Source organism: Gemmobacter fulvus (assembly GCF_018798885.1).
GTDB lineage: Bacteria > Pseudomonadota > Alphaproteobacteria > Rhodobacterales > Rhodobacteraceae > Gemmobacter > Gemmobacter fulvus.
The window spans coordinates 2208718-2233245 of sequence record NZ_CP076361.1 but is presented as its reverse complement, the minus strand read 5'-3'; the positions used below and the strand labels follow the sequence as shown (position 1 = coordinate 2233245).

The following is a 24528-nucleotide window of genomic DNA, read 5'->3' as shown; positions in this document are numbered from 1 at the left end:
GTCTCTCCCAAACGCTGCCGGAGGGGCAGCCGCGCGACCTTACAGCGCCTGCCCTTTGCGTCAATCGGGCTGAAGCATATATCCCGCACCCCGAACGGTTTGCAGATAGCGCGGTTGTTTCGGGTCCGCCTCGATCTTGCGGCGCAGCCGGGTGATCTGCACATCCACCGCGCGTTCCTGCGCCTTTTCGCCGCTGTCGGTCTCGCTTGGCCCCAGATCGCCAACCAGACGCTCGCGGCTGACCGGCTCGCCGGGCTGGGCCGCGAAGATGCGCATCAGCTGCGCCTCGGTCGCGGTCAGGCGCACGGGTTCGGTGCCACGCCACAGCTCTCCGCGCTCCATGTCATAGCGCACCGTGCCCAGATGCAGCACTTTCGGCCCGGTTTCGGCGGGTTTGTTCATTGGCACCCGGCGCAGGATGGCATTGATGCGCAGCAACAGCTCTTTCGGCTCGAACGGTTTCACCAGATAATCATCCGCCCCCGCCTCCAGCCCTTCGATCCGGTTCACGGTTTCGCCCTTGGCCGTCAGCAGCAGGATCGGCACGCCCATCTTGGCGCGCAGATCGCGGGTCAGCGCGATGCCATCCTCGCCCGGCATCATCACATCCAGCACCAGAAGATCGAACTCCAGCCCCGCCAGCAACCGCCGCGCCTGCGCCGCATCGCGGGCAATCGTGACCAGAAAGCCATTGCGGATCAGGAACTTCTGCAACAGCCCGCGGATGCGTTCATCATCATCCACCACCAGAAGATGCGCTTGCGGATCGCTCATGCGCCGCTCTCCTTCATGGTTTGGTATTGTTTGCGCAGATCCGGGTCCATCATCGCCTCCAGCACGGTGCGAAAGCCCTGCACCGCTTGCGGCCCCGCAGCACGATAGGCCGCGCGCATCCGCGCCCGCTGGGCATCCGACAGGGCCCGTTCCAGCTCTGATCCCTTTTCGGTCAGGAACAGATGCCGTTCGCGCTTGTCCACCCGGCCCACGCGACTTTCCACCAGCCCGTCGTCGATCAGGGTGCGCAGCACCCGGTTCAGGCTCTGTTTGGTCACGCCCAGGATCGACAGCAGATTGTTGACCGTTGTCCCCGGCGAGCGGTGGATGAAGTGGATCGCCCGGTGATGCGCGCGGCCATAATCCATTCCGTCCAGAATCCGGTCGGGATCGGCGGTGAATCCCCGATAGGCAAAGAACATCGCCTCGATGCCCTTGCGCAATTGCTCATCCGTCAGAAACAGCAGGCTTTCCCCGCCCGCACCCGGCTCACTCATCCCCGCCTCCCTGCACTTGCGTTGAATTTACGTCAGCCTTGTTGACTTTCCAAGACGCAACTGTTAGCGAATCTCAGTTTTTGCGCAACTTTATGCCCGATATGGACCTTTCTTGCGCAACATTCCGAAAAGCCGAGGAGGTTTCGATGGCTGGATTTGATGATCGTGACGGCAAGATCTGGATGGATGGCGAGATGGTGGAGTGGCGTGAGGCCAAGGTCCACATCCTGACCCATGCGCTGCACTACGCCTCGTCGGTGTTCGAGGGCGAGCGGTGCTATAATGGCAAGATCTTCAAATCCTCGGAACATTCGCAGCGCTTGCTGACTTCGGGTGATCTGCTGGACATGCCGATCCCCTATACGGTGGAGCAGATCAACGCGGCGAAGGATGCGGTTCTGGCCGCCAATGGCCTGACCGATGCCTATGTGCGCGCGGTGGCCTTCCGGGGTGCGGGCGAAGAAATGGGCGTGGCCAGCCTCGCCAACCCGGTGCGCCTTGCCATCGCCTGCTGGACCTGGGGTGCCTATTATGGCGACGCCAAGTTCAAGGGCGCCAAGCTCGACATTTCCAAATGGAAGCGCCCCTCGCCGGAAACCATCCCGCATGCGGCCAAGGCGGCCGGTCTGTACATGATCTGCACCATGTCGAAACATGCGGCACAGGCCAAGGGCTGCTCTGACGCGATGATGTTCGACTATCGCGGCTATGTGGCCGAAGCCACCGGCGCGAATATCTTCTTTGTGAAAAATGGCGAAGTGCATACGCCGCTGCCGGATGCGATCCTGAATGGGATCACCCGCCAGACCGTGATCGAAATGCTGAAGGCCAAAGGTATCACGGTGCATGAGCGCCATATCGAGGCGGCAGAGCTGGAAGGCTTTGAACAGTGCTGGCTGACCGGCACCGCCGCCGAAGTGACCCCGGTGGGCCAGATCGGCGATTACCATTTCGAGGTGGGCGCGCTGACCCGCGACATCGCCACCGAATACGAGGCGCTTGTCCGCGCCTGAGTGCGGCAGCCCGGAAATGACAAAGCCCGGCGCAGAGATGCGCCGGGCTTTTTACATTGCGGCGGCGGTCACTCCAGAATGGTCACCACATGCACATTGCCCTTGATCGCATTGGAATAGGGGCAAATGAAATGGCCGCGCTCGACCATGCGTTCCGCCACGCTGCGCTCGACCCCCGGCAGGCTGACGGTCAGCGTCGCGGTGATGCCAAAGCCGCCTTCGGCGCGCGGGCCAATGCCGATCTGCGTCTTGACGCTGGCATCCACGGGCACATCACCGATCTTTTCATTGCCCGCCGCAAAGCGGATCGCGCCCAGATAGCAGGCCGCATAGCCGACCGCGAACAGCTGTTCGGGGTTGTTGCCCTTGCCTTCGCCGCCCATTTCCTTCGGCACGCTCAGCGTCACGGCCAGCGCGCCGTCCAGCGTTGCCGACGTGCCATTGCGCCCGCCGCCCTTGGCCTCTGCCACCGTGCGATACACTACGTCCTTGATCATTGGATCCTCCATTAAATCCTTCATGACTATATCGTGCACGATATATATGTTTGAAGTTATGTCAACGTCTTTTGGTCAGGTGGTCTGACGCGGCAAGACATGCCGCGTCAGCGTAAACCATTAGACCTGCCGCCCGCGCGCAATGCGCAGGAATTCGACCATGCGGCGGTTGTTCACGGCCACCGGAACCGGGCGGCGGCGCGAATCCTGCCACAGATCCTGTGCATTCTGATGCGCGATGCGCAGAAATTGTTTTACACGCCCGCCATTCGAAGGCGCGCGTTTGTCAGCCAGATGTCTGCTCATCCTGTCTTCCTCCTGTGTGAGTTGGCAACAGACTACGCCCGAATCGGCTATTCCCCAACCGTGATCCATCGCGCTGCGCCGGGTTCCGCCGGTGCGGCTGCCGGTTTCACGCGGGGTTCCGCGCTGTTGCTGCCGCCCGACGCCCAAAGGCTTGACGCCTGCCCCAGCATCTCCTGCGCTTGCAGTTGCAGCGCGTCGGACCGGCCAAAGCTGATGCCCAGCACCAGAACAAGTGCCAGCGCCTGCCACAGCGGCACCCGGTTCAGCTTGCGCCCGAACGGCTGTTTGCGGGTTTTGTGGCGCAATCCGATCTGCGCCAGCTTTGCGGCGGGCCAGCCGCCCAGCAAGGCCAGCCGCAGCAGCAGGGCCTCGGGCACCCGCCATTCGTCAGCCTCGGCCCGGCGTTTGTCGATCCAGAAAGCCAGCAGCGTCAGCAGGTTGACCAGAAGGCCAAGGGCCAGAAGGCTGAGATAAAAAAGGCCGGTGCTGCCCGGCGCAAGAAATGTCGACATCGTTTCACCCTGAATCACTCCGGGCAGTCTGACGCCAAGCGATGGCAAAATTCAGGCAAGCCGCCCACAGGCCCACTCTGCCGCATCGGCAACCGCCGGGTCGCTGTCACCGCGCAGCGCGGCGGCCACAGGCCACAAGCCGCGATCCCCGGAATTGCCGATGGCATACAGGACATTGCGCACGAACCTGTCGCGCCCGATCCGCTTGATCGGCGATCCGGCAAAGCGCGCCCGAAACGCCGCATCATCCAGCACCGCCAGATCGGCCAGCAGCGGCGCCCCGACACGCGGTTGATAGCCGATGTCCTTTGCCGCCTGCGCGAACTTGTTCCACGGGCAGATGGCCAGACAATCGTCGCAGCCATAGATGCGATTGCCCATCAACCCGCGCAGCTCTGCGTCCACCGGCCCTTTGTGCTCAATCGTCAGATAGGAAATGCAGCGCCGTGCATCGAGTTGATAGGGGGCGGGAAAGGCCTTGGTCGGGCAAATGTCCAGACAGGCGGTGCAGCGCCCGCAATGGCCCGTCTCTGCCGTGTCTTTCGGCAGATCCTCGGTCGTGAAGATCGCGCCCAGAAAGAACCAGCTGCCCAGATCCCGCGCCAGAAGATTGGTGTGTTTGCCCTGCCAGCCCAGCCCTGCCGCCTGTGCCAGCGGCTTTTCCATCACCGGTGCGGTATCGACAAAGACCTTGATCTCGGCCCCGCTGAGATGGGCGAACCAACCGCCCAGCCGCTTCAGCCGCCGCTTGACCAGATCGTGATAATCCTTGCCCTGGGCATAGACGCTGATCGCCGCGCGCTCGGGCCGCTCCAGCACCGCCAGCGGATCGGCCTCGGGTGTATAGACCTCTGCCAGCATGATGACAGACCGCGCCTCGGGCCAGAGGGCGGCGGCAGAGCCGCGCCAGGCCTCGCGCTCGGCCATCCAGGCCATCTGGCCGTGACGGCCCGCCTCAAGAAAGGCGCGCAGCCGCCCCGCCGTTTCCGGCACGGCATCCGGTGCACAGATGCCAACCTTGGAGAAGCCTTCCTCCAGGGCCCGCAGCACCAGCCGTTCCTTCAGCACCGCGGCATCCATGCCCATTCACCCTGATCCAAAGGCCCGGCGGCCGGTCAGAAATCCAGATCGGCATAATGGGCGGGCGGCGGAAAGCCCGGCACCTGATCCATCAGCAGGGTGCGGAAACAGGGCCGCGACTTGATCTTGACATACCAGTCCTTGACGACGGCATGGCGGTTCCAGTCCACGTCGCTGATGTAATCCAGACAGCTCAGATGCGCCGCTGCCGTAAAGTCGGCCAGCGTCATCGCATCGCCTGCCAGCCAGCGCCGCTGATCCAGCAACCAAGCCATGTAATCGAGATGATACTTGATCCGACTGGCCCCGAATTTCACATTCTTGCTGTCGGGATAGCCCTGCGCCATCACCTTCTTGTTGACCCGCTCATACAGCAGCTTCGAGGTCACTTCGTCATGGAACTTGTCATCGAACCAGGCGCAGATCCGGCGCACCTCATAGCGGCCATCCACATCGCGCGGCATCAGCACCGGGGTGGGAAACGCTTCTTCCAGATATTCGCAGATCGCCTGGCTTTCGCTCATTACCCGGCCCTCCATGCGCAGCACCGGCACCTTTCCGGCCGGGTTGCGCCGCAGGAAATCGGGCGACGGATCCCAGTAGCGTTCCTCGACCAGTTCCACCTCGATGCGCTTTTCGGCCAGCGTCAGGCGCACCTTGCGGCAGAAGGGCGAGAGCGGAACGTGATACAGGCGGTTCATAGCGGGCAGGACTTTCACAGAAGGGATGGTCTTCATTGCCGTGAAGCGGACATAAATTCAACCCGTAAGGGCCGGACGCCCCGCTAGTCCTCGAAACATGCGGCGCGGCCATCGACGCGGATCGTCTCGGCGCCCGAGGCGATCTGGGCGGCGCGCTTGCGTGTCACCGGGCCGGGCTTGCCGGCATTGCGGGTTTTCGGGTCCGGCAGCACGGCGGCCAGACGCGCGGCCTGTTGCGCCGTCAGCTGCGCGGCAGACACCCCGTAGAAATGCTGCGCCGCCGCCTCGACCCCGAACACGCCTTCACCGAATTCGGCCACGTTCAGATAGACATGCAGGATGCGCCGCTTGGTCCAGACCAGTTCGACAACCGGAGTCAGCACGCCCTCCATCGCCTTGCGCGCCCAGTTGCGCCCATGCCAGAGGAACACGTTCTTCACGACCTGCTGGCTGAGCGTGGAGGCACCCCGATTGCCGCCCTGTTCCAGCGCTGCGCGGATTGCCGCCATGTCAAAGCCCCAGTGCAGGCAGAAATTGGCATCCTCTGCCGCGACAACAGACCGCGCCATCACCGGGGCAATATCGTCCCAGCCGACCCAATCCTTTTCGATTGCGCCCAGACGCCAGCGTTCCTGCATCTGATAGATATTGGTCGGCACCGGCAGCAGCGCATAGATCAGGATCAGCGCCCCAAACAGCCCCGCCACCCCCATCAGTCCGCGCCCCCCCCAGATCCGCAGGCGGTGCCGCAGTGCCAGCGCCACCGGCTCCAGCAGTTCCGGTGCCGGGGCGGCCGGTTTTGCCTTGGGTTTTGTTGTCTTGCGCGGGGTATTTGCCATCCCGCCAAAAACCACGAAGCCCGCGCCGGGGTCAAGCGCCCGCCGCGCAATGCCACAGGGCCGGAGGCATTGCCCCCGGCCCTGCAAAAGGTGCCGCCAACCGGTTTATTCGGCAGGCACGGCCTGACGCTCGTCGCTGAGCGGTTGCGGCAGGTGCATCAGCATTTCCTTCGGGCAGACCTGAAGGAAATTCGCCCGCTCTTCCGGCCAATGCGCCAAGATATGCGCCGCCTTCTGGCTGCCGGTCTCGGCCACATGGCGTTCGATCAGGCCCAAAAGCTGCGCTTCCCAATGCGGGTGGCTGACCGCGCAGGTGACAAGGCTTTCAAGGTTCATGAACTCCTCTGCCGTCCCGTCCGGGTCGTAAAGGTAAGCCATGCCGCCCGTCATGCCTGCGCCGAAGTTGGCCCCGATGCGCCCGAGGATCACCGCGACACCGCCGGTCATGTATTCACACCCGTTGGAGCCACAGCCCTCGATCACCACCGACGCGCCCGAGTTGCGCACGCCGAACCGCTCGCCGGCCTTGCCTGCCGCGAACAGATATCCGTCCGTCGCGCCATACAGCACCGTGTTGCCGATGATGGTATTCTCGCTAGCCACCAGCGGGCTGGACATCTGCGGCCGCACCACGATGGTGCCGCCCGAAAGCCCCTTGCCCACATAGTCGTTCGCGTCGCCCATCACCTCGATCTTCAACCCGCGCACCGCAAAGGCCCCAAGGCTCTGGCCGGCGTTGCCGGTCAGCTTCACGTTCAGATGGTCGGGTTGCAGGCTGTTGCGCATCCCGAATTTCCGCACGATATGGCTCGATGCGCGGGTGCCGATGGTGCGCAGCGTGTTGCGCACCGCATAGCTCAGCTGCATCTTTTCGCCATCCTCAAAGAACCGCGCGCCATCCTTCACGATATCCGCATCCAGCGTGTCGGGCACATGGTTGCGCGGCTTGCTGCGATCATAGGTGATCTTCTGCGAGCCATCGACGGTGATCAGCAGCGGGTTGAGGTCAAGGTCATCCAGATGCGCCGAGCCACGGCTGACCTGCGACAGCAGATCCGCCCGCCCGATGATCTCGTCCATCGACCGCGCCCCGATGCTGGCCAGAATCTCGCGCACTTCCTGGGCATAGAACGTGATCAGGTTGACCACCTTGTCAGCCGTGCCAGTGAACTTGGCCCGCAGTTCCGGGTTCTGGGTGCAGACGCCCACCGGGCAGGTGTTCGACTGGCACTGCCGCACCATGATACAGCCCATGGCGATCAGCGCCGCCGTGCCGATGCCGTATTCCTCGGCCCCCAGCATCGCCGCCATCACCACATCACGCCCGGTGCGCAGACCGCCATCGGTGCGCAACGTCACCCGCTCGCGCAGGTTGTTCATCGACAGCACCTGATGCGCTTCGGTCAGGCCCATTTCCCACGGCAGACCGGCATATTTGATGCTGGTCCCCGGCGAAGCCCCCGTGCCGCCGTTATGGCCGGAAATCAGGATGATATCCGCCTTGGCCTTCGCCACCCCCGCCGCAATCGTGCCCACGCCGGACGCCGACACCAGCTTCACCGTCACCTTGGCGCGCGGGTTGATCTGCTTCAGGTCATAGATCAGCTGCGCCAAATCCTCGATGGAGTAGATGTCGTGATGCGGCGGTGGCGAAATCAGCGTCACGCCTTTGGTGGAGTGGCGCAGACGCGCGATCAGCTCGGTGACTTTCATCCCCGGAAGCTGGCCACCTTCGCCGGGCTTTGCGCCCTGCGCGACCTTGATCTCCAATTCTTCACAGGCGTTCAGATATTCCGCCGTCACGCCAAAGCGCCCCGAGGCCACCTGCTTGATCTTGGCGGACGGGTTGTCGCCGTTCGCCTCGGGCAGGAAATGCGCCGGATCTTCCCCGCCTTCGCCGCTGTCGGACTTGGCACCAATGCGGTTCATCGCGACGTTCAGCGTCTTGTGCGCCTCCGGGCCAAGCGCGCCGAGGCTCATGCCCGGCGTGACAAAGCGCTTGCGGATCGACGTGATGCTTTCCACCTCTTCGATCGGCACCGGCTTGCCCAGCACCTTGATATCCAGCAGGTCGCGGATATGGATCGGCGGATTGGCCCGCATTGCAGCCGAATACTGCTTCCAGATGTCATAGGACGCCCGGTCACAGGCCGCTTGCAGCATGTGCATGGTCTGCGCTTCCCAAGCGTGTTTCTCGCCCGAGCGGCGCGCCTTGTAGAAGCCGCCAATCGGCAGCACATCCGCGCCGCCAAGCCAGCCCTTTTCATGCACTTCGCTGGCCTTCATCTGAATGCCATGCAGACCGATGCCGGAAATCCGGCTGTGCATCCCGGGGAAATACTCGGCCACCATGGCGCGGGACAGCCCCACCGCCTCGAAGTTCAAACCGCCGCGATACGAGGAAATCACCGAAATCCCCATCTTCGCCATGATCTTCAACAGACCAGCGTCGATGGCATCGCGGTAACGCCGCATCGCATCGGTCAGGCTGCCATCCAACAGGCCGCGCGCGATCCGGTCGGCAATGCTGTCCTGCGCCAGATAGGCGTTGACCGTGGTGGCACCACAGCCGATCAGCACCGCAAAATAATGCGGGTCGATACATTCCGCCGACCGCACGTTCAGCGAGGTGAAGGTCCGCAGGCCCTTGCGCGTCAGCCAGCTGTGCACTGCGCTGCTGGCAAGGATCATCGGCATGGCCACACGGGATTCGGACTGGTGTTCATCCGTCAGCACCAGATGCGCCGCCCCCGAGCGCACGGCATCTTCGGCCTCGGCGCGGATACGCTCCAGCCCAAGGCGCAAGGCCTCCTGATCGGCCCCCGCGGGGAAGGTGCAGTCGATCACCGCCACCTGCGCGCCGAATTGCTTCAGCATCACCGCATATTCGGCATTGGCGATGAACGGGCTTTCCAGCACCAGAATTTCCGTCTGGCTGCTGTTTTCGTCCAGCACGTTCTTCAGGTTGCCGAACCGCGTTTTCAGGCTCATCACCCGGCTTTCGCGCAGGCTGTCAATCGGCGGGTTGGTGACCTGGCTGAAGTTCTGGCGGAAGAAATGCGACAGCGGACGGTATTGCTTGGACAGCACCGCTGCCGGGGTGTCATCGCCCATCGAGGCGATCATCTCTTTGCCATCTTCGGCCATCGGTGCCAGAACCTGCTCCAGCTCTTCCACCGAATAACCCGCCGCAATCTGGCGACGGCGCAGGTCCGCGCCCTGGTAGGTGGCGTTTTCCGGCACATCGCGCAGCAGGCTGTTCAGATCCACCACCTTTTCGATCCACTCGCCATAGGGCTGGCTGGCGGCAAGGCGGTCTTTCATTTCGGCGTCGTGGTAGAGCTTGCCCTCGCGTGTATCGACGGCAATCATCTGCCCCGGCCCAAGCGCGCCTTTTTCACGGATCGTGGTTTCATCCACCGGCACCATGCCCGCCTCGGACCCGGCGATCAGCAGGCCATCACCCGTGACGACATAGCGCATCGGGCGCAGCCCGTTGCGGTCCAGCCCGCCGCAAACCCAGCGGCCATCGGTCATCGCCAGCGCGGCGGGGCCGTCCCACGGCTCCATCACGGCGTTGCAATAGGCATACATATCCGCCCAGGCCTTCGGCATGTCGGTCGTGGTCTTGCTCCAGGCTTCGGGCACCAGCATGGTTTTCGCCATCGGGGCCGAACGGCCCGAGCGCACCAGAACCTCGAACACCGCATCCAGCGCGCCGCTGTCAGAGGTGCCGCCGGGGATGATCGGCTTGATATCCTCGGCTGCCTCGCCAAAGGCCGAAGACGCCATGCGGATCTCGTGCGATTTCATCCAGTTCACGTTGCCCTTCAACGTGTTGATCTCGCCGTTATGGGCCAGCATGCGGAAGGGCTGCGCCAGCCACCATTGCGGGAAGGTGTTGGTGGAGTAGCGCTGGTGATAGATCGCAAAGGTCGATTCGAACCGCTCATCCTGCAGATCGGGGTAGAACACGCTGACCTGTTCGGCCAGCATCATGCCCTTGTAGATGATGCTGCGGCAGGACAACGAACACAGGTAAACCCCCTGGATCTGCGCCGACAGCGCCGCTTTTTCGATGCGGCGACGGATGATGTAAAGCTCGCGCTCGAACTGTTCCTGATCAATGTCCTTGTCGCAGCGGATCAGGATCTGCTCGATCTCGGGGCGGGTCGCATTGGCCTTTTCGCCCAGAACCGAGGTGTCGACCGGCACATGGCGCCAGCCATAGATATAGTGCCCCATGCGCAGAACTTCGGTTTCCACGATGGTCCGGCAGCGTTCCTGCGCGGCGAAATCCGTGCGCGGCAGGAACACCTGCCCCACGGCAATCAGCTTGTTCACATCCGGTTCATGCCCGGTGCGGCGCACCTGATCGTAAAAGAACTTGACCGGGATCTGCACATGGATGCCCGCGCCATCGCCCGTCTTGCCGTCGGCATCGACAGCGCCCCGGTGCCAGATCGCCCGCAGCGCATCAATGCCCGCCTGCACCACCTTGCGCGACGGTTTGCCGCTGATCGCCACGACCAGCCCCACCCCGCAAGACGAATGTTCATCATCCGCCTTGTAAAGGCCGTTCGCATCCATCCAGGCGCGCTTTTCTTCTTCGGCCTTCACCCAGGCTTCATCATAGATCGTCATGGCTCACTCCTCTGGGTTGGCTTGCAGCGAAGCCTCGAACTCGGCTCCGGTCAGTCTTTTGTGGGTGCCTGCAAAGGCGTAACCCTCTGGTTTTCTGTCGATATAAAGTTCCTGATCGAGCGTGATCCCGCTCAGATCATCAAAGATCCCCGCCGACACGTAATAATCGGCGCGGTCTGCGTCGGGCTGGGTCAGCCGATACCACAGGCCTGCGCCACAGCGGCCACAGAACGACCGCGCCGCCCAATCCGAGGACGCATAGGTCGAGATCTTCGCGGCGCCATCAATCTGCATCGCCTCGAACGGCACCACCACGCTCAGCGTCGCGGAGCCAGAGCTGCGCCGGCACATGCTGCAATGGCAGGCGTGCATATGCGCAGGCACTTGCTGCGCCCGGAACCGCACTGCGCCGCACAGGCATTGGCCGCTGCGTTCACCGGGCATACGACGCCTCCTGCACCGGCGGGTGCAGCGGGGCCCGCGACATCAACGCCCCACATTCAAAAATCGGCTGCGTCGACTCAAAGCCCGGCTCGCCCGGAAACACGAATTGCACCGGGCTGCCGTTCACCGGCAGCCAGTCATTGCCATCATGCCATTCCGACGGGCCGGCAAAGAACAGCCGCCATTCGGGATGCACGAATTCATTGCCACGCGCCCGGCGCAGCTCATTGCCCTCGGCATCGACTTCGGTGAAATCGAAGGCGGTCTGCAACAGGGTCACGCCGTCCATGGTCATGCTTTTGCCGGTCAGTGCATCATGGCCGGTGACATGGCTTTTTTCGCCGGTTTCCTTGCTGAGCCGGAAATCGAAATCATCGCGCCCGGCCAGAAGATCGGTAAAGCTCGCCGCATCCGCCGGGTTCGGGTCAAGTGTCTGACGCACCGTCGGATTCAGATCGAAACTTTCGACCCATTGCGCCTCGCGGTCGATCCGGCTCAGGAAGAACATGCCCTCCTGATCGAAATCCGCCCGCCATTGATCGCCCTTCTGATCGGCGCTGCATTGGTAATGGTTCGACACCCGGCAGCCGCGCGATTGCACGGTCATGAAGGTTTCGCAGCCTGCCGGTGGGCGGAAACTGCCTGCCGTCGCAGGCCCCGCCGCCACCAGCGCAAGGATGAACAGGGCAAACCTCATGTCTCCGTCTCCTCTGATGCCAAGGGGGTATTCAGATGCACGGCGCGCATTTGCGCCTGAAGCACCTGCCGCAGTTTCCGGGTGCGCCGGGCAAAGGCCAGCCGCACCACATCTTCCAGAATCCCGGCCTGATAAAGCCGCATGACCGAATCGTGCCGCACGCGCGGCAATTCGAACGATTGCACATTCGGGGCCGGGCGCAGCAGCGCGCGCTGCGGCGCCTCACGCCGGTCGCGCCCGAAGATCACATAATGCAGTGTCGTCTCCTGCATGTGATCAGCGGCCTGCCGGATGCGGATCGTCTCGATATGTTTACGGAACATCATCCAGCGCGGCTCGTCCGGCACCAGCGCCGGGTCGATCGACAGCTGCGGCGACAGGGCCAGCGCGACATCCACCTTGGTAAAGCCACCCAGAACCAGCGCCGAAAACCCGCCCAGAGAATGGCCCATCGCCACCACATGCGCCACGCCCAGCCGTGCCTCCTCGGCCTCGACCAGCGCTGCGATGTCTTCGATCAGGCCGGGCGCGTTCAGCCAGCTACGCTGCGGATCGGCGAAATACAGCACATGATCGCGCCCCGATTGCGCCGCGATGCGCGCGAATTCCAGCCGGGGCGGCTGACGCCGATCCCGGCCCACGCCCGAAAAGCACACAACAAGCCGGTCACTTTTGCCGCGATGCCGCCACAGGCGCATCCGCGCATCATCCCGCACCAGCTCGATCTCCACGGGCGGGCGGGCGGGCGGCTGTGCGGCAGCCGGAGCTTGCGCCCCGCCCTGCTGCTCCGCTTGCATCGCCTCGTCCATGATCCTTGGCCCTTCAGATCGGTCAGTAAGACTGCCGGATAACCGGCACTCGGGAATGATGATGTCACGCCATGCGGCCATCACGACGGCGGTGCGGCCCCTGAAGGCCAGACCGCCTGACGTTTATTCGGCCGCCACGCTCGCAGGCTGCGCCAGATAGTCCATGATCGCATCGGCGGCTTCGCGGCCGTCGCGGATCGCCCAGACCACCAGAGACGCACCGCGCACGATGTCGCCCGCCGCGAACACGCCCGGAAGGCTGGTTGCATGGCTGCGGAAATCGGCCTTGATGGTGCCCCAGCGGGTGACAGCCAGTTCCGGCACGCCCCAAAGCGTCGGCAGCTCTTCCGGCTCGAACCCCAGCGCCGTCACCACCAGATCGGCGGGTTCGACATAATCCGCGCCTTCGATCACTTCCGGGGTCTGGCGGCCCGACGCATCGGGGGCACCAAGCCGCATCCGCTGCACCATCACGCCTTCGACCGATGCGCCACCGGTGAAGCCCTTGGGGGCCGAAAGCCACACGAATTCAACGCCTTCTTCTTCGGCGTTCTGGGTTTCGCGCTGCGAGCCGGGCATATTGGCCTTGTCGCGGCGATAGAGGCATTTCACGCTGACGGCGCCCTGACGGATCGCGGTGCGCACGCAGTCCATCGCCGTATCACCGCCACCGATCACCACAACGCGCTTGCCCATGGCATTCAGCGCGCCGCTGTCATAGGCCTCGACCTCATCGCCAAAGCTTTTGCGGTTGGAGGCGGTCAGGTAATCCAGCGCCTGCACAATGCCCTGCGCCCCCGACCCCGGTCCGCCGACGCAGCGCATCTTGTAGACGCCGGTCGCAATCAGCACCGCGTCATGCTGGCCACGGATCGCATCAAAGCTCAGATCCTCGCCCACCTTGCAATTCATCACGAATTGCACGCCAGAGGCTTCAAGCTGTTCAATCCGCTGCATCACAACGGGTTTTTCCAGTTTGAAGCCGGGGATGCCATAGGTCAGCAAGCCACCGGCGCGGTCATACCGGTCATAGACCGTGACCTGAACGCCCTTGCGGCGCAGCATGTCCGCCGCTGCAAGACCGCCCGGCCCTGCGCCGATGATCGCGACGGTTTCCGTCCGCTCCACCGCCGGTTTCACCGGCTTGACCCAGCCATTTTCCCAGGCGGTATCGGTGATGTATTTCTCGACCGAGCCAATGGTCACAGTGCCATGGCCGGATTGTTCGATCACGCAATTGCCTTCGCACAGCCGGTCCTGCGGGCAGATGCGGCCGCAGATCTCGGGGAAGGTATTGGTCGACTGGCTCAGTTCATAGGCTTCCTGCAGCCGCCCTTCAGCGGTCATGCGAAGCCAGTCGGGGATGTTGTTGTGCAACGGGCAATGCGACTGGCAATAGGGCACGCCACATTGGCTGCACCGGCTCGCCTGTTCCGTCGCCTTCTGCTCGGCGAATTCCCGGTAGATTTCATGGAAATCCTGTGCGCGCAGATTGGCGGGCCTTTTCTCCGGCATCTCCCGTTTCAGGGTCACAAACTGGAGCATCCGTTCCTTGGCCATAGTGGCGCCTCCCTGCGGCAAATCGGTGGGTGCGCCTTGATACTTTGGCCTCGGAAGAAATAAAAGGCAGTCATGCTGACCTATTTTGCGGTTTTTTCGCGGATAGATCAGTTTTGCTGTCGTATTTTTCAGATTTTAGGTCAGCAAGCGTTACCAATCACCCTAAAAACCCAGCAAAAGCGCCACCAAAGCGATCACGCCGACAATGATTCGCCACCAACCGAACAGCCGATAGCCATGGCGCGACACGTAATCGAGCAGCACGCGCACCACAAAAACCGCCGCGACAAAGGCCACAACGAAGCCAACGGCGATTTCTGTCAGCGCACCGGCATCCAGCACATCGCGGTTTTTCCACAGATCATAGGCGAAGGCCCCGGCCATGGTCGGCATCGACAGGAAGAATGAAAACTCTGCCGCACCCCGCTTGCTCACGCCCAGCAACAGCGCCCCGACAATGGTCGAGCCGGAGCGGGACACGCCGGGAATCATCGCGAGGCACTGGATGAAGCCGATCTTCAGGGCGACGCCCAAGGGCACGTCCTGCGCTTCGGCATAGCGTGGGGTCAGCGCCATGCGGTCCACCAGCAACAGCACGATGCCGCCCAGGATCAGCATGACCGCAATCAGCATCGGCGTTTCAAACAGCACCGTCTTGATGAAGTCATGCGCCAGAACGCCGATCACCACGGCAGGAAAGAAGGCCAGCGCCACCGCCACGATAAAGCGCAGCGCCTGCGGATCGCGATGCGCGGTGGAAAACACCGCCCACAGCTTTGCCGCATAGACCGACAGAACCGCCAGCACCGCGCCAAGCTGGATCACCACCTCGAAGGTCTTGCCCTTGCTTTCAAAACCGAGAAAATGCCCGGCGAGCAGGATATGCCCGGTCGAAGACACCGGAATGAATTCGGTCAGCCCCTCCAGAAGTCCCAGAAAGGCCGCCGTCACTGTTGTCGGATCTGCCACGGATCAGGCTTTGCGCAGGTTCTTTGCCGAAGCCTTGATCGCCGCATATTGCCCCGAGGGGCGGAACGGCCAGAGGTAATCGGGCAGAACAGCCACGATGGCCGAGGGTTTGATGCCCAGGTCGGCAAAGCCCTTGGCGCCGGGGGCCACCACATTGTCATGGCGCAGGTTCTTCACCTGATCGCCGGTCAGAACCTTGTTTTCGATCAGACCCAGCGTCAGCGCCTGAACCGCATCAAAGCCGAAGGCCATCAGCCGGGCCACAAAGAACGGCACCGGCAGAATCAGCCGACGACGGCCGATCACCTTGAGCATTTCGCCCATCAGATCGCGGAAGCTGGCCACGTCCGGCCCGCCCAGCTCATAGACGCCCGGCGCGGCCTGACCCAGCACGCCCTTGACGGCTGCCGAGGCGACATCTTCCACATGCACCGGCTGGAACCGCGTCGCCGCACCGACCAGCGGCAGAATCGGCCCCATGCGCGCCATGGAGGCAAAGCGGTTGAAGAACTGATCCTCGTTGCCAAAAATCACCGAAGGCCGCAGGATCACCGCCGAGGGAAACGCCGCCAGAACCGCAGCCTCGCCTTCGGCCTTGCTGCGCGCGTAATCGCTGGCCGAGGCCGCATCCGCGCCGATGGCCGACACATGCACCAGATGGGCCACGCCCTGTTCGGCTGCCAGACGGGCAATGCGCCCTGCTCCTTCGGCCTGCACGGCATCGAACTTGTTCTTGCCGACGGCGTTCAGGATGCCCACGCAATTCACCACGGCATCCGCACCGATCATGGCCGCGCGCACCGACGCATCATCGCGCACATTGCACAGCACGGGCTCGACCTGCCCCACCACACCATAGGGGCGCACAAAGATCGCCTCGTTCGGGCGGCGCACGGCGACGCGCACACGCCAGCCTTCTTTCGCCATCCGACGCGCCACATAACGCCCCACAAAGCCCGAACCGCCATAGATCGTGACAAGCTTGCTCATCTGCGAGCCCTTCCCGGAAATGCTGCAAAGTTGTCTGACTCCATAACTTTAAGGGCTTTCGCAAACAAGCTGCATTTCCCTTTCACTTTTTTCACCAGACCCTGTTGACAGCCCCCGCACCACGCCGTAAACCCCGCCCCACGACATCGCCCAGATGGCGGAATTGGTAGACGCGCTGGTTTCAGGTACCAGTGTTGCAAGACGTGGAGGTTCGAGTCCTCTTCTGGGCACCAATTACCAAGGCGCGGCTCCGCAAGGTGCCGCGCCTTTGGGTTTTAAGGCCCGGCGGTTGACCCGAAGCCATCACAGGTCTATCCCGGCGCAGCGCAGCGCGGAGACAGCAGTGGCGATTTTCCTTCATCAGAACGACCTTCCCGACGGGGTGACCTTTGGCCGCGTGGTGGCCATCGACACCGAAACCATGGGGCTTGATCCGCGCCGCGACCGGCTGTGCGTGGTGCAGCTGTCGGCGGGCGACGGCAATGCGCATCTGGTGCAGATCGCGCGCGGCCAGACCTCGGCCCCGAATCTGGAACGGCTTCTGGCCGATCCGGCGGTGATCAAGCTCTTCCACTTTGGCCGCTTCGACATTGCCGCGATGAAAAAGGCGTTCGGCGTCACCACCGCCCCGGTCTGGTGCACCAAGATCGCCTCGCGCATGATCCGCACCTTCACCGACCGGCACGGGCTGAAATACCTGCTGCAAGAGCTGGTGGGCGTGGATGTCAGCAAACAGCAGCAAACCTCGGATTGGGGCGCGGCAGAGCTGACCGAGGCGCAGAAGGAATATGCGGCCTCTGACGTTCTGTATCTGCACGCGCTCAAATCCGCTCTGGAGGCGCGGCTGATCCGCGAAGGGCGGATGGAGCTGGCGCAGCGCTGTTTCGATTTTCTGCCCACGCGGGCAGAGCTGGATCTGATGGGCTGGGATGAACCGAATGACATCTTCCATCACTGACGACGATTTTCTGGCCACGGGCCGCCGCGTCATCCGCCGCGAATCAGAGGCGCTGGATCTGCTGGCCGATCATCTGGGCGACAGCTTCAACGCCGCCGTGCGTACGATTCTGGGCGCGCGTGGACGGGTGATCGTCTGCGGCATGGGTAAATCCGGCCATATCGCCCGCAAGATCACTGCCACCTTCGCCTCGACCGGCACGCCCGCGCAATTCGTGCATCCAGGCGAGGCCAGCCATGGCGATCTGGGCATGGTCACGCAGAATGATGTGGCGCTGGTGCTGTCCAATTCTGGCGAGACGCCGGAACTGGCGGATATCATCGCCCATACGCGGCGTTTCGCGATTCCTTTGATCGGCGTGGCCAGCCGCGACGGCTCGACCCTGCTGCGGCAATCGGATGTGGCCATTCTGCTGCCCCCGGCGCAGGAAGCCTGCGATACCGGCATCGTGCCCACCACCTCGACCACGATGACGCTGGCCCTGGGCGACGCACTGGCAATTGCCCTGATGGAACATCGCCAATTCACCCCCGATCAGTTCCGGGTCTTTCATCCCGGCGGCAAACTGGGCGCAAAACTGGCGCTGGTGCGGCACCTGATGCACAGCGACCTGCCGCTGGTGCCCGAAGACACGCCGATGAGCGAAGCCCTGCTCAGCATGAGCCAGAAGGGTTTCGGTGTGGTTGGCGTGACCGATGCGGTTGGCTATCTTGAAGGCGTGATTACCGATGGTGACTTGCGCAGGCATATGGACGGGCTGCTGTCGCTGACGGCGGCTCAGGTGATGACGCGCCACCCGCGCACCATCGGCCCCGAATCGCTGGCCGAAAAGGCCGTGGCGGTGATGAACGACAAAAAGATCACCTCGCTGTTCGTGGTGGACCCCGAAGGATCGCGGCAGGTGGTCGGCCTGATCCATATTCATGATTGCCTGCGCGCAGGCGTGGCATAGGGGGCGGCAATGGATGGACATTCGCGGCTGGTGGGCTGGCTCAAGGTGGCGCTGCCGCTGCTGGCCCTCGCCATCTTGTCCACCCTGTTTCTGGTTGCCCGCACGATCGACCCCGAGGCGGCAATCCCCTATGCCGAAGTGGATATCGCCGAGCGGATCCGTGAGCCGCGCATGACCGACCCGGCCTATGCCGGTGTGACCAAGGATGGCGCGACCCTGACCCTGACCGCCGACGAGGCCCGCCCCGAGGCGGAGGGCGATGGCTCTGCCGTCAAGGTTCATGCCCAGCTTGCCACGCCGGATGGCGCGCGCACCGCGCTCACGGCGGGCACCGCCCGCGTGATGAGCCGCGACAGCAAGCTGCTGCTGGAGGGCGGCGTTCTTGTCGCCACCTCGACCGGCTACGAGCTGCGCACCGACACGCTGACCCTGGGGCTCGACCGCAGCGGCGCTGAAAGCGCGGGCCCGGTCGAAGGCTTTGGCCCGCCCGGGCAGATCCGCGCCGGAGCGATGCAGATCCGACAGGCGCCGGAAAGCCCCGGCACCTACGTTCTGGTATTCAACAACCGCGTCACCCTGATATACCAACCCCATTGATCATGTCCCGAGGCACAGAATGCTGACCCCGATCCGCGCTTTCGCGCTTGCCTGCGCCCTTGCTGCCCCGCTTGGCGCTGCTGCGCAACAGGCGACGGTGGCTTTTGGCGGGCTGAAACAGGACACGTCGCTGCCGGTCGAAGTGCAGGCCGATACGCTGGCCGTCAATCAGGCGGATGGCACGGCGGTGTTTACCGGCAATGTGCTGGTGGGTCAGGGCGACATGCGGCTGACTGCGGGCAGCGTGCGGGTGGAATACGGCGCCAATGGCACCGCAATCGAACGGCTGCACGCCACAGGCGGCGTGACACTGGCCAGCGCCACCGATGCCGCCGAAGCGCGCGAGGCGATTTACACCATCGCGTCGGGCAAGGTGGAGATGCAGGGCGATGTGCTGCTGACCCAGGGCAAAAGTGCGATTTCCGGGCAGAAGCTGGTGATTGACCTCAAGGCCGGCACCGGGGTGATGGAGGGGCGCGTGTCGACCGTTTTTGTGCCGGGCGGCAACTGATGGGCCCAGATCTGACCGTCACGCAGGGATCCGCCGGGCTGCATGTGCGCGGCCTGCGCAAAAGCTATAAAAAACGCCCCGTTATCCGCGATGTGACCATGAGCCTGCAACGCGGCGAGGTCGTGGCGCTGCTGGGTCCGAACGGATCGGGCAAGACCACCTGCTTTTATTCCATCGCCGGTCTGGTGACGCCGGAAGGCGGGCAGGTGCTGCTGGATGGCAAGGATGTCACCACCCTGCCGATGTATCGCCGCGCGCGGCTGGGCGTCGGCTATCTGCCGCAGGAAGTCTCGATCTTCCGCGGGCTGTCGGTCGAGGACAATATCCTCGCCGTGCTGGAAATCGCCGTGCAGGACAGCCACAAGCGCCGCGAGCGTCTGGAAGAGCTGCTATCGGATTTTTCGATCACCCATCTGCGGCGCGCGCCCGCGCTGGCCCTGTCGGGCGGCGAGCGGCGCCGGGTGGAGATTGCGCGCTGCCTTGCCGCCGATCCGAAATACCTGCTGCTGGATGAACCCTTCGCCGGGGTGGACCCGATTGCCGTGGGCGAGATTCGCCATCTTGTGCAGGATCTGAAATCGCGCGGTCTGGGTGTGCTGATCACCGATCACAACGTCCGTGAAACACTGGAGATCGTCGACCGCGCCTATATCCTGCATGACGGAAAAGTGCTGATGAGCGGCACAACCGACGAAATCGTGCGCGATGAGACGGTGCGCCGTGTCTATCTCGGCCAGAATTTCAGGATGACCTGAGCGGGGCTTCGCGCCTTTCGCGCGGTTTGCGACGTAGCTGTTGACAAACCTGCCCGACCTGCCACCAAATGCTCTGGATGCGTGCGATACCCGCCCCTGACACCACGGCCCCGCTGGCAGTTTTCTGCCCCATCGGTTTTGGTGCCAAGTCATTGGCGGTCCCACAAAAATCCATCAGCGGGCACCCCTGCATGTTGCGGGGACTGTCGTGCTGCAATCGTGAAGGAGGAGCCATGCGTTACCAGATCAGCGGGAAACAGATTGACATCGGTGAGGCGCTTCAAACGCATGTGAAGGCCGAGCTGGGCGAGGTGGTGGAGAAATACGCCCAACGCCCGACCGATGCCGTCGTGGTGTTTTCGCGCAGCGCGCATGAGTTTCATTGCGAGGCGACCATCCACCTCTCGACCGGGCTGAACGCGGCGGCCAAGGGTCACGCCACTGAAATCTATGCCGCTTTTGAAGCGTGCCGCGAAAAAATGGACAAACAGCTGCGGCGCTACAAACGCCGTCTGCGCGAACACCACCATGAACGCATTGCACCGGTTGAATTCGGCGCCAGTTCCTCCTATATCCTCGCCGCATCCGAGGATACCGAGGATGCCGAGAGCGCGACGCTCCAGCCGATTGTCATTGCCGAGATGGAAACGAAGATTCCGTCGATCACCGTGGGTGAGGCCGTGATGCAGCTGGAGCTGGGCAGTCAACGCATGTTGGTATTCCGCAACGAAGGCCATGGCGGGGTGAACGTCGTATATCGCCGTGATGATGGCAATATCGGCTGGATCGACCCGCGCAACAGCAAATGAAGCACCAGTTTCGGTGCATGACGGGCGGCGATCCTGATGGAACTTTCCAAACTTCTTAACCCTCAGGCCGTCAGGGTCGTCGGTCAGCTTACCAGCAAGAAACGTCTCTTCCAGGAACTGGGAGAGATGGCTGCGGCGGCCTACAAGCTGAATGCCGCAACCGCCATTGATGGTTTGCAGGAACGCGAGAGCCTTGGCCCCACGGGTGTGGGCCATGGCATCGCCCTGCCGCATGCGCGGCTGGAAGACCTGAACAGCATTGTGGGCGTGTTCCTGCGGCTGGAAAAGCCGCTGGACTATGACAGTGTTGATCGCCAGCCGGTCGATCTGGTGTTCGGCCTGTTCGCGCCGAAGGATTCCGGCGTGGATCACCTGAAGGCGCTTGCGCTGGTCAGCCGCACGATGCGCGATGCGGCGGTCTGCGCCAAGCTGCGCGCCAATACCGATCCGGGCAAGCTCTACGCGATCCTCACGGAAAACCGCGCGCCGCAAGCGGCCTGATCGGATCAGCCGCGCCAGCGGCTGAACCCATACCCCATATAGTCGCGCTGATAGGCGTCCCGCGCGGCGTCTTCCAAGGCGTCATCATAAATCGCCGCCAGCGGATGCGGCGCCGCGACGTCCTCGGTGGCATAGGCAGGCGCAGCGCAGCCCACTTCGGCGGCGAGGAAGGGCAGCGCCCCGGCCAGCCCCTCTTCGCGCAGCACCAGATCCGGGCCCTGAAATTGTGCAAAGCCCTGCAGAATCGTCGTCTGGCTGGCGAAATGTGGATCAATCTTCTGCCCGGTCTGGCCTGACAGATAGAGCTTGAGCCAGCGCAGGAAGGCCAGGAACGCGGCGTGATGTTCCTCGGGCGTGACAGTGGTGCCCGGTTTGGGCAGCGCGATCTTGTAGGTCTTGCTCAGCAGCCGGTGCAGGTCTGCGCCCTGATCCCCCAGAACATGGCTGCAAAACCCGGCATGGGCGCGGGCCAAGGGATGGCGCAGCACGGTAAAGCTGCGATGCGGCACCGCCCCGCGCTTCCACTGCCGCAGCGATTTCTGCACGAAATCAGTGATCAGCCCGCCCTTGCCGATCTGGCCCAGCCATTGCCGCACTGCCGCCTCTGGCCCGCCCTTCACCGGCATGTACAGCAGGCCAGCATCTGCCGCCGCCACAAATGACGGAATCGCCGGGCTGCGGCGCGGTTCGAAGTTCGGGGTGCGGGCAAGGTTGAACCGATCCAGCCGCGCCAGCGAAGCCTCCATCTCGGCCGGATTCAGAACCTTGTCGACAACCTCGTCAGGATTCTGTTTCTTCAGCTTGGCATCTGGGGCCTCAAGACGCCCCGACACCCCCAGAAAGGCCGCCAGACCGTTCAGAACCTCGGTATCGTTCAGGTCTTCGTAATCAATATAGAAGGCGGTCTGCCCGCCGGTTTGCAGCGCGTGCAGCAGCGTGATCTGAAACTCTTGCAGCGCGCGCAGATGGGCTTCGAACTCTGCCGGGGTGAAATGCACCTTGGCGGATTTGAGCTTGGCCGCATTGGTCAGCCGCCATTGTCCGGTGTCCTGCGCGATCTTGAGGCTGACATAGCTTTCCACCGGATTGCGCGTCAGGATGATCTTGGCGCAGGCCGGATCGGCCAGCACCGCCGCAATCACCCGCGCATCGTGATCGTGGAAACAGCGAAACCCGGCCAGCCCATCGGTTTCGGCGCGCATCCGCGCCAGCATCGCCATGGGATCGGCATCGCGCTGCGCAAGGTCGATCCCGAACAGCGCCAGATTGTCTTTCTTGCCGATGAAATGCGGGTTGAACACCTCGCCATGGCACATCACCCCCGGAAGGGCATTCAGGCTTGCCTCCAGAAAGTTGGAGCCCGTCCGCATTTCCGCGAACATGACGAAAGAGGTAAACCGTTGCTCTGCCAAATCACTTCACCAGATAGGGGCGGCCGCGCCGCGAGGTCGTGGGCTTCGGATCATCTCCGGCCGGAAAATCGCCCATCAGCACAGGCTGCATTCCCTGATTGCGCAGATTTTGCAAGAACTGGCCAAAGCCGGTCAGATCCGCGATGCGCGGCGCTTCGGTCAGGCGGCGTGACGAGCGCGGGCTGATTTCATCAATGATGGTCTGCAACGGCTCCATCGGGTTTTCGACAAATTCCGCCAGCGTCCAGATCCGCACCCGCGCCTTCACGTTCAGCGCCCGCAGCACCGTCAGATGTTCCGCCTCGATCTTTTGCAGCCGGGCGGCCTCTTTGCGGATGTCGCTGAAATTGCTGTTGGAGTGGAACAGCGGCACCGCCCATGCGCCCGAGATCACCGAAATCTGCGCATTCGGATCGCGGGCAAGGAAGGGCGCGACCTTCTGGGAATCATTCGGGCCGAACTGAAAACACTGCCGCTCGCCCCGTGTGTTCCACACCAGATTGACCAGAAAACTGCGCGGATTGTAATCGCGCAGCATCGCACTGTCCCCCAGCGCGCCATTATAGACCGTCTCGCCCCCGGCAAAGGCAACCCGGTCGGGGGCGAACAGATGGCCATGCACCCGCGTTCCGGCCACCTTGCCCAGCCAGATGTCGAAATTATCGAACAGTTCGGCAAAGCCCTCGAACACCGAATAGGGGGCGGCGGTCATGCCGTTTTCCCAATTCTGGTTGGGGAAGCGGCTTTGCATATAAAGCCCGGCCCGCCCCTTGGTGCGCCGCTCCACCGCCTTGGCGAACAGCCGGTCGATTTTGCCGGGGTTCGGCTCTGCCGCAACCGCGCCCCCGGCATCATCGGCCAGAAAGGTGCGATACAGCTTTTCGGCCTGCGGCCAGATCTTGCGCGCCACAAAACAATCCGAACGACGCAGCAGTTGCAGGTGGTCATCGTAGAAGATATGCGGCTTGCCCTGAAAATCGAACTTCGACAGCGTGAGCGAGCGGCTTTCCACATTGGCCGAAACCTGACGCACCAGCGTCTGGAAATAACTCTCGTCCGGGATCCAGACGCGCTGGAAATAGCGGTCATAACTGTCGCGTTCCGGGTCTTCGAGGATGGCCGACAGGGTTTGCCGGGTCAGGCACCACCATTGGCTGCCCAGATGCGGCACAAGGCCCGGCGGAATCCGGCGTTTGAAACGCAGGGTGCGTTGCAGTTTCACATAGGCATCGAACAGCCTGCGCTGCTTGCGCCACGAAAACGGAAAGCGCAGCGTGAAACGTTCGATGTTCAGCCCGCCGATGGTCCAGCCGACATCTTCGGTGGTCACGCTTTCGATAAAATCCGTGCGCGGGCGTTCGTTCAGATAGGCCACCAGCTCTTCGACCGGGCGCAGCGGCAGGCAAGAACCCGAGGCGAGGTAGACATGCCGCACCCCTGGAAACTGCTTGAGCATCAGCAGCGCCGCCGCCTGCGTGGCCGATACCAGCCCCCAGGTGCCCCATTCACAGGCATGGCGTTGGGAGAACTTGATATCCGCCACCCCGGCCAGATCACGCACCATCCGGCGATAGGCGCCCTTTTTCACCCGCCGGTCGACATGGATCACCACCGGGCAGCCCCGCTCTGCCCAGTGCCGCGCCACCTGCGCCGCCCGGTCCAGTGCCGTATGGCAGAGCATGACAAAGCCGACGCTCACCC

General features: G+C 63.1%; 25 protein-coding genes and 1 tRNA gene. 9 read left to right on the top strand and 17 right to left on the bottom strand.

Annotation, left to right across the window (positions count from 1 at the left end; genetic code table 11):
- Positions 1 to 60: 60 nt before the first annotated feature.
- Positions 61 to 774, bottom strand: a complete 714-nt coding sequence (locus tag KM031_RS10745) for a response regulator (protein ID WP_215504899.1) — start codon at positions 772 to 774, stop codon at positions 61 to 63.
- On the bottom strand, positions 771 to 1271 hold the full coding sequence (locus KM031_RS10740; RefSeq protein WP_215504900.1) for a MarR family winged helix-turn-helix transcriptional regulator: 501 nt from the start codon (positions 1269 to 1271) through the stop codon (positions 771 to 773). The genes KM031_RS10745 and KM031_RS10740 overlap by 4 nt, the downstream gene beginning before the upstream one ends.
- 146 nt (positions 1272 to 1417) lie before the next feature.
- Here KM031_RS10740 and KM031_RS10735 point away from each other — a divergent pair, with 146 nt between their 5' ends.
- Complete coding sequence (locus KM031_RS10735) at positions 1418 to 2284, top strand: branched-chain amino acid aminotransferase (RefSeq protein ID WP_215504901.1); 867 nt, start codon at positions 1418 to 1420, stop codon at positions 2282 to 2284.
- 68 nt (positions 2285 to 2352) lie between these two features.
- On the opposite strand, the gene KM031_RS10730 is transcribed toward KM031_RS10735, so the two are convergent.
- The 13 genes from KM031_RS10730 to KM031_RS10670 form a co-directional block, all read right to left on the bottom strand.
- Positions 2353 to 2781 carry an organic hydroperoxide resistance protein gene (locus KM031_RS10730; RefSeq protein ID WP_215504902.1) on the bottom strand — a complete coding sequence of 143 codons (429 nt, stop codon included), beginning with the start codon at positions 2779 to 2781 and terminating at the stop codon, positions 2353 to 2355.
- A gap of 120 nt (positions 2782 to 2901) precedes the next feature.
- A complete protein-coding gene (locus tag KM031_RS10725) occupies positions 2902 to 3087 on the bottom strand; it encodes a hypothetical protein (protein WP_215504903.1) in 186 nt (61 codons plus the stop codon).
- A 47-nt stretch (positions 3088 to 3134) separates the two neighbouring features.
- The gene (locus KM031_RS10720; protein ID WP_215504904.1) at positions 3135 to 3599 is read right to left on the bottom strand and encodes a DUF1294 domain-containing protein; all 465 of its coding nucleotides are present in this window, start codon (positions 3597 to 3599) and stop codon (positions 3135 to 3137) included.
- Positions 3600 to 3650: 51 nt separating this feature from the next.
- Complete coding sequence (gene queG, locus KM031_RS10715; RefSeq protein WP_215505018.1) at positions 3651 to 4679, bottom strand: tRNA epoxyqueuosine(34) reductase QueG; 1029 nt, start codon at positions 4677 to 4679, stop codon at positions 3651 to 3653.
- Between the two features lie 35 nt (positions 4680 to 4714).
- Entirely contained in the window at positions 4715 to 5380 is a 666-nt protein-coding gene (gene fzlA / locus KM031_RS10710; RefSeq protein ID WP_215505019.1) for an FtsZ-binding protein FzlA, read from the bottom strand.
- Between the two features lie 83 nt (positions 5381 to 5463).
- Positions 5464 to 6219: a monofunctional biosynthetic peptidoglycan transglycosylase gene (mtgA, locus tag KM031_RS10705; RefSeq protein WP_215504905.1), complete on the bottom strand. Its 756-nt coding sequence runs from the start codon at positions 6217 to 6219 to the stop codon at positions 5464 to 5466.
- 105 nt (positions 6220 to 6324) lie between these two features.
- Entirely contained in the window at positions 6325 to 10863 is a 4539-nt protein-coding gene (gene gltB / locus KM031_RS10700) for a glutamate synthase large subunit (RefSeq protein WP_215504906.1), read from the bottom strand.
- Positions 10864 to 10866: 3 nt separating this feature from the next.
- Entirely contained in the window at positions 10867 to 11307 is a 441-nt protein-coding gene (locus tag KM031_RS10695; protein ID WP_215504907.1) for a GFA family protein, read from the bottom strand.
- On the bottom strand, positions 11297 to 12004 hold the full coding sequence (locus KM031_RS10690) for a hypothetical protein (RefSeq protein WP_215504908.1): 708 nt from the start codon (positions 12002 to 12004) through the stop codon (positions 11297 to 11299). Before KM031_RS10690 ends, KM031_RS10695 begins: the two co-directional genes overlap by 11 nt.
- Positions 12001 to 12813, bottom strand: a complete 813-nt coding sequence (locus KM031_RS10685) for an alpha/beta fold hydrolase (protein ID WP_215504909.1) — start codon at positions 12811 to 12813, stop codon at positions 12001 to 12003. The genes KM031_RS10690 and KM031_RS10685 overlap by 4 nt, the downstream gene beginning before the upstream one ends.
- Positions 12814 to 12936: 123 nt before the next feature.
- Positions 12937 to 14373 (bottom strand): NAD(P)-dependent oxidoreductase, encoded by a 1437-nt coding sequence (locus KM031_RS10680; RefSeq protein ID WP_215504910.1) that lies wholly within the window; start codon positions 14371 to 14373, stop codon positions 12937 to 12939.
- A gap of 162 nt (positions 14374 to 14535) precedes the next feature.
- Entirely contained in the window at positions 14536 to 15342 is an 807-nt protein-coding gene (locus tag KM031_RS10675) for an undecaprenyl-diphosphate phosphatase (RefSeq protein WP_215504911.1), read from the bottom strand.
- Between the two features lie 3 nt (positions 15343 to 15345).
- A complete protein-coding gene (locus KM031_RS10670) occupies positions 15346 to 16332 on the bottom strand; it encodes a complex I NDUFA9 subunit family protein (RefSeq protein WP_215504912.1) in 987 nt (328 codons plus the stop codon).
- 148 nt (positions 16333 to 16480) lie between these two features.
- On the opposite strand from KM031_RS10670, the gene KM031_RS10665 reads away from it, so the two are divergent.
- The 8 genes from KM031_RS10665 (at position 16481) to KM031_RS10630 (ending at position 21415) form a co-directional block, all read left to right on the top strand.
- Positions 16481 to 16565, top strand: a tRNA-Leu gene (locus KM031_RS10665).
- A gap of 110 nt (positions 16566 to 16675) precedes the next feature.
- Entirely contained in the window at positions 16676 to 17290 is a 615-nt protein-coding gene (locus KM031_RS10660; RefSeq protein WP_215504913.1) for a ribonuclease D, read from the top strand.
- Positions 17271 to 18242, top strand: coding sequence for a KpsF/GutQ family sugar-phosphate isomerase (locus KM031_RS10655; protein ID WP_215504914.1), 972 nt, complete (start codon positions 17271 to 17273; stop codon positions 18240 to 18242). Before KM031_RS10660 ends, KM031_RS10655 begins: the two co-directional genes overlap by 20 nt.
- Before the next feature lie 9 nt (positions 18243 to 18251).
- The gene (gene lptC / locus KM031_RS10650) at positions 18252 to 18839 is read left to right on the top strand and encodes an LPS export ABC transporter periplasmic protein LptC (protein WP_215504915.1); all 588 of its coding nucleotides are present in this window, start codon (positions 18252 to 18254) and stop codon (positions 18837 to 18839) included.
- A 19-nt stretch (positions 18840 to 18858) separates the two neighbouring features.
- A complete protein-coding gene (locus KM031_RS10645) occupies positions 18859 to 19350 on the top strand; it encodes an LptA/OstA family protein (protein ID WP_215504916.1) in 492 nt (163 codons plus the stop codon).
- Positions 19350 to 20105 carry an LPS export ABC transporter ATP-binding protein gene (gene lptB, locus KM031_RS10640; protein ID WP_215504917.1) on the top strand — a complete coding sequence of 252 codons (756 nt, stop codon included), beginning with the start codon at positions 19350 to 19352 and terminating at the stop codon, positions 20103 to 20105. The genes KM031_RS10645 and lptB overlap by 1 nt, the downstream gene beginning before the upstream one ends.
- Positions 20106 to 20338: 233 nt before the next feature.
- The gene (hpf, locus tag KM031_RS10635; RefSeq protein ID WP_215504918.1) at positions 20339 to 20914 is read left to right on the top strand and encodes a ribosome hibernation-promoting factor, HPF/YfiA family; all 576 of its coding nucleotides are present in this window, start codon (positions 20339 to 20341) and stop codon (positions 20912 to 20914) included.
- Positions 20915 to 20950: 36 nt separating this feature from the next.
- Complete coding sequence (locus KM031_RS10630) at positions 20951 to 21415, top strand: PTS sugar transporter subunit IIA (protein WP_215504919.1); 465 nt, start codon at positions 20951 to 20953, stop codon at positions 21413 to 21415.
- 5 nt (positions 21416 to 21420) lie between these two features.
- Here KM031_RS10630 and KM031_RS10625 read toward each other — a convergent pair whose 3' ends face one another.
- Positions 21421 to 22827 (bottom strand): nodulation protein NodH, encoded by a 1407-nt coding sequence (locus KM031_RS10625; RefSeq protein WP_307742823.1) that lies wholly within the window; start codon positions 22825 to 22827, stop codon positions 21421 to 21423.
- Position 22828: 1 nt separating this feature from the next.
- Positions 22829 to 24526, bottom strand: coding sequence for a DUF5927 domain-containing protein (locus KM031_RS10620; protein WP_439953532.1), 1698 nt, complete (start codon positions 24524 to 24526; stop codon positions 22829 to 22831).
- Positions 24527 to 24528: the final 2 nt, after the last annotated feature.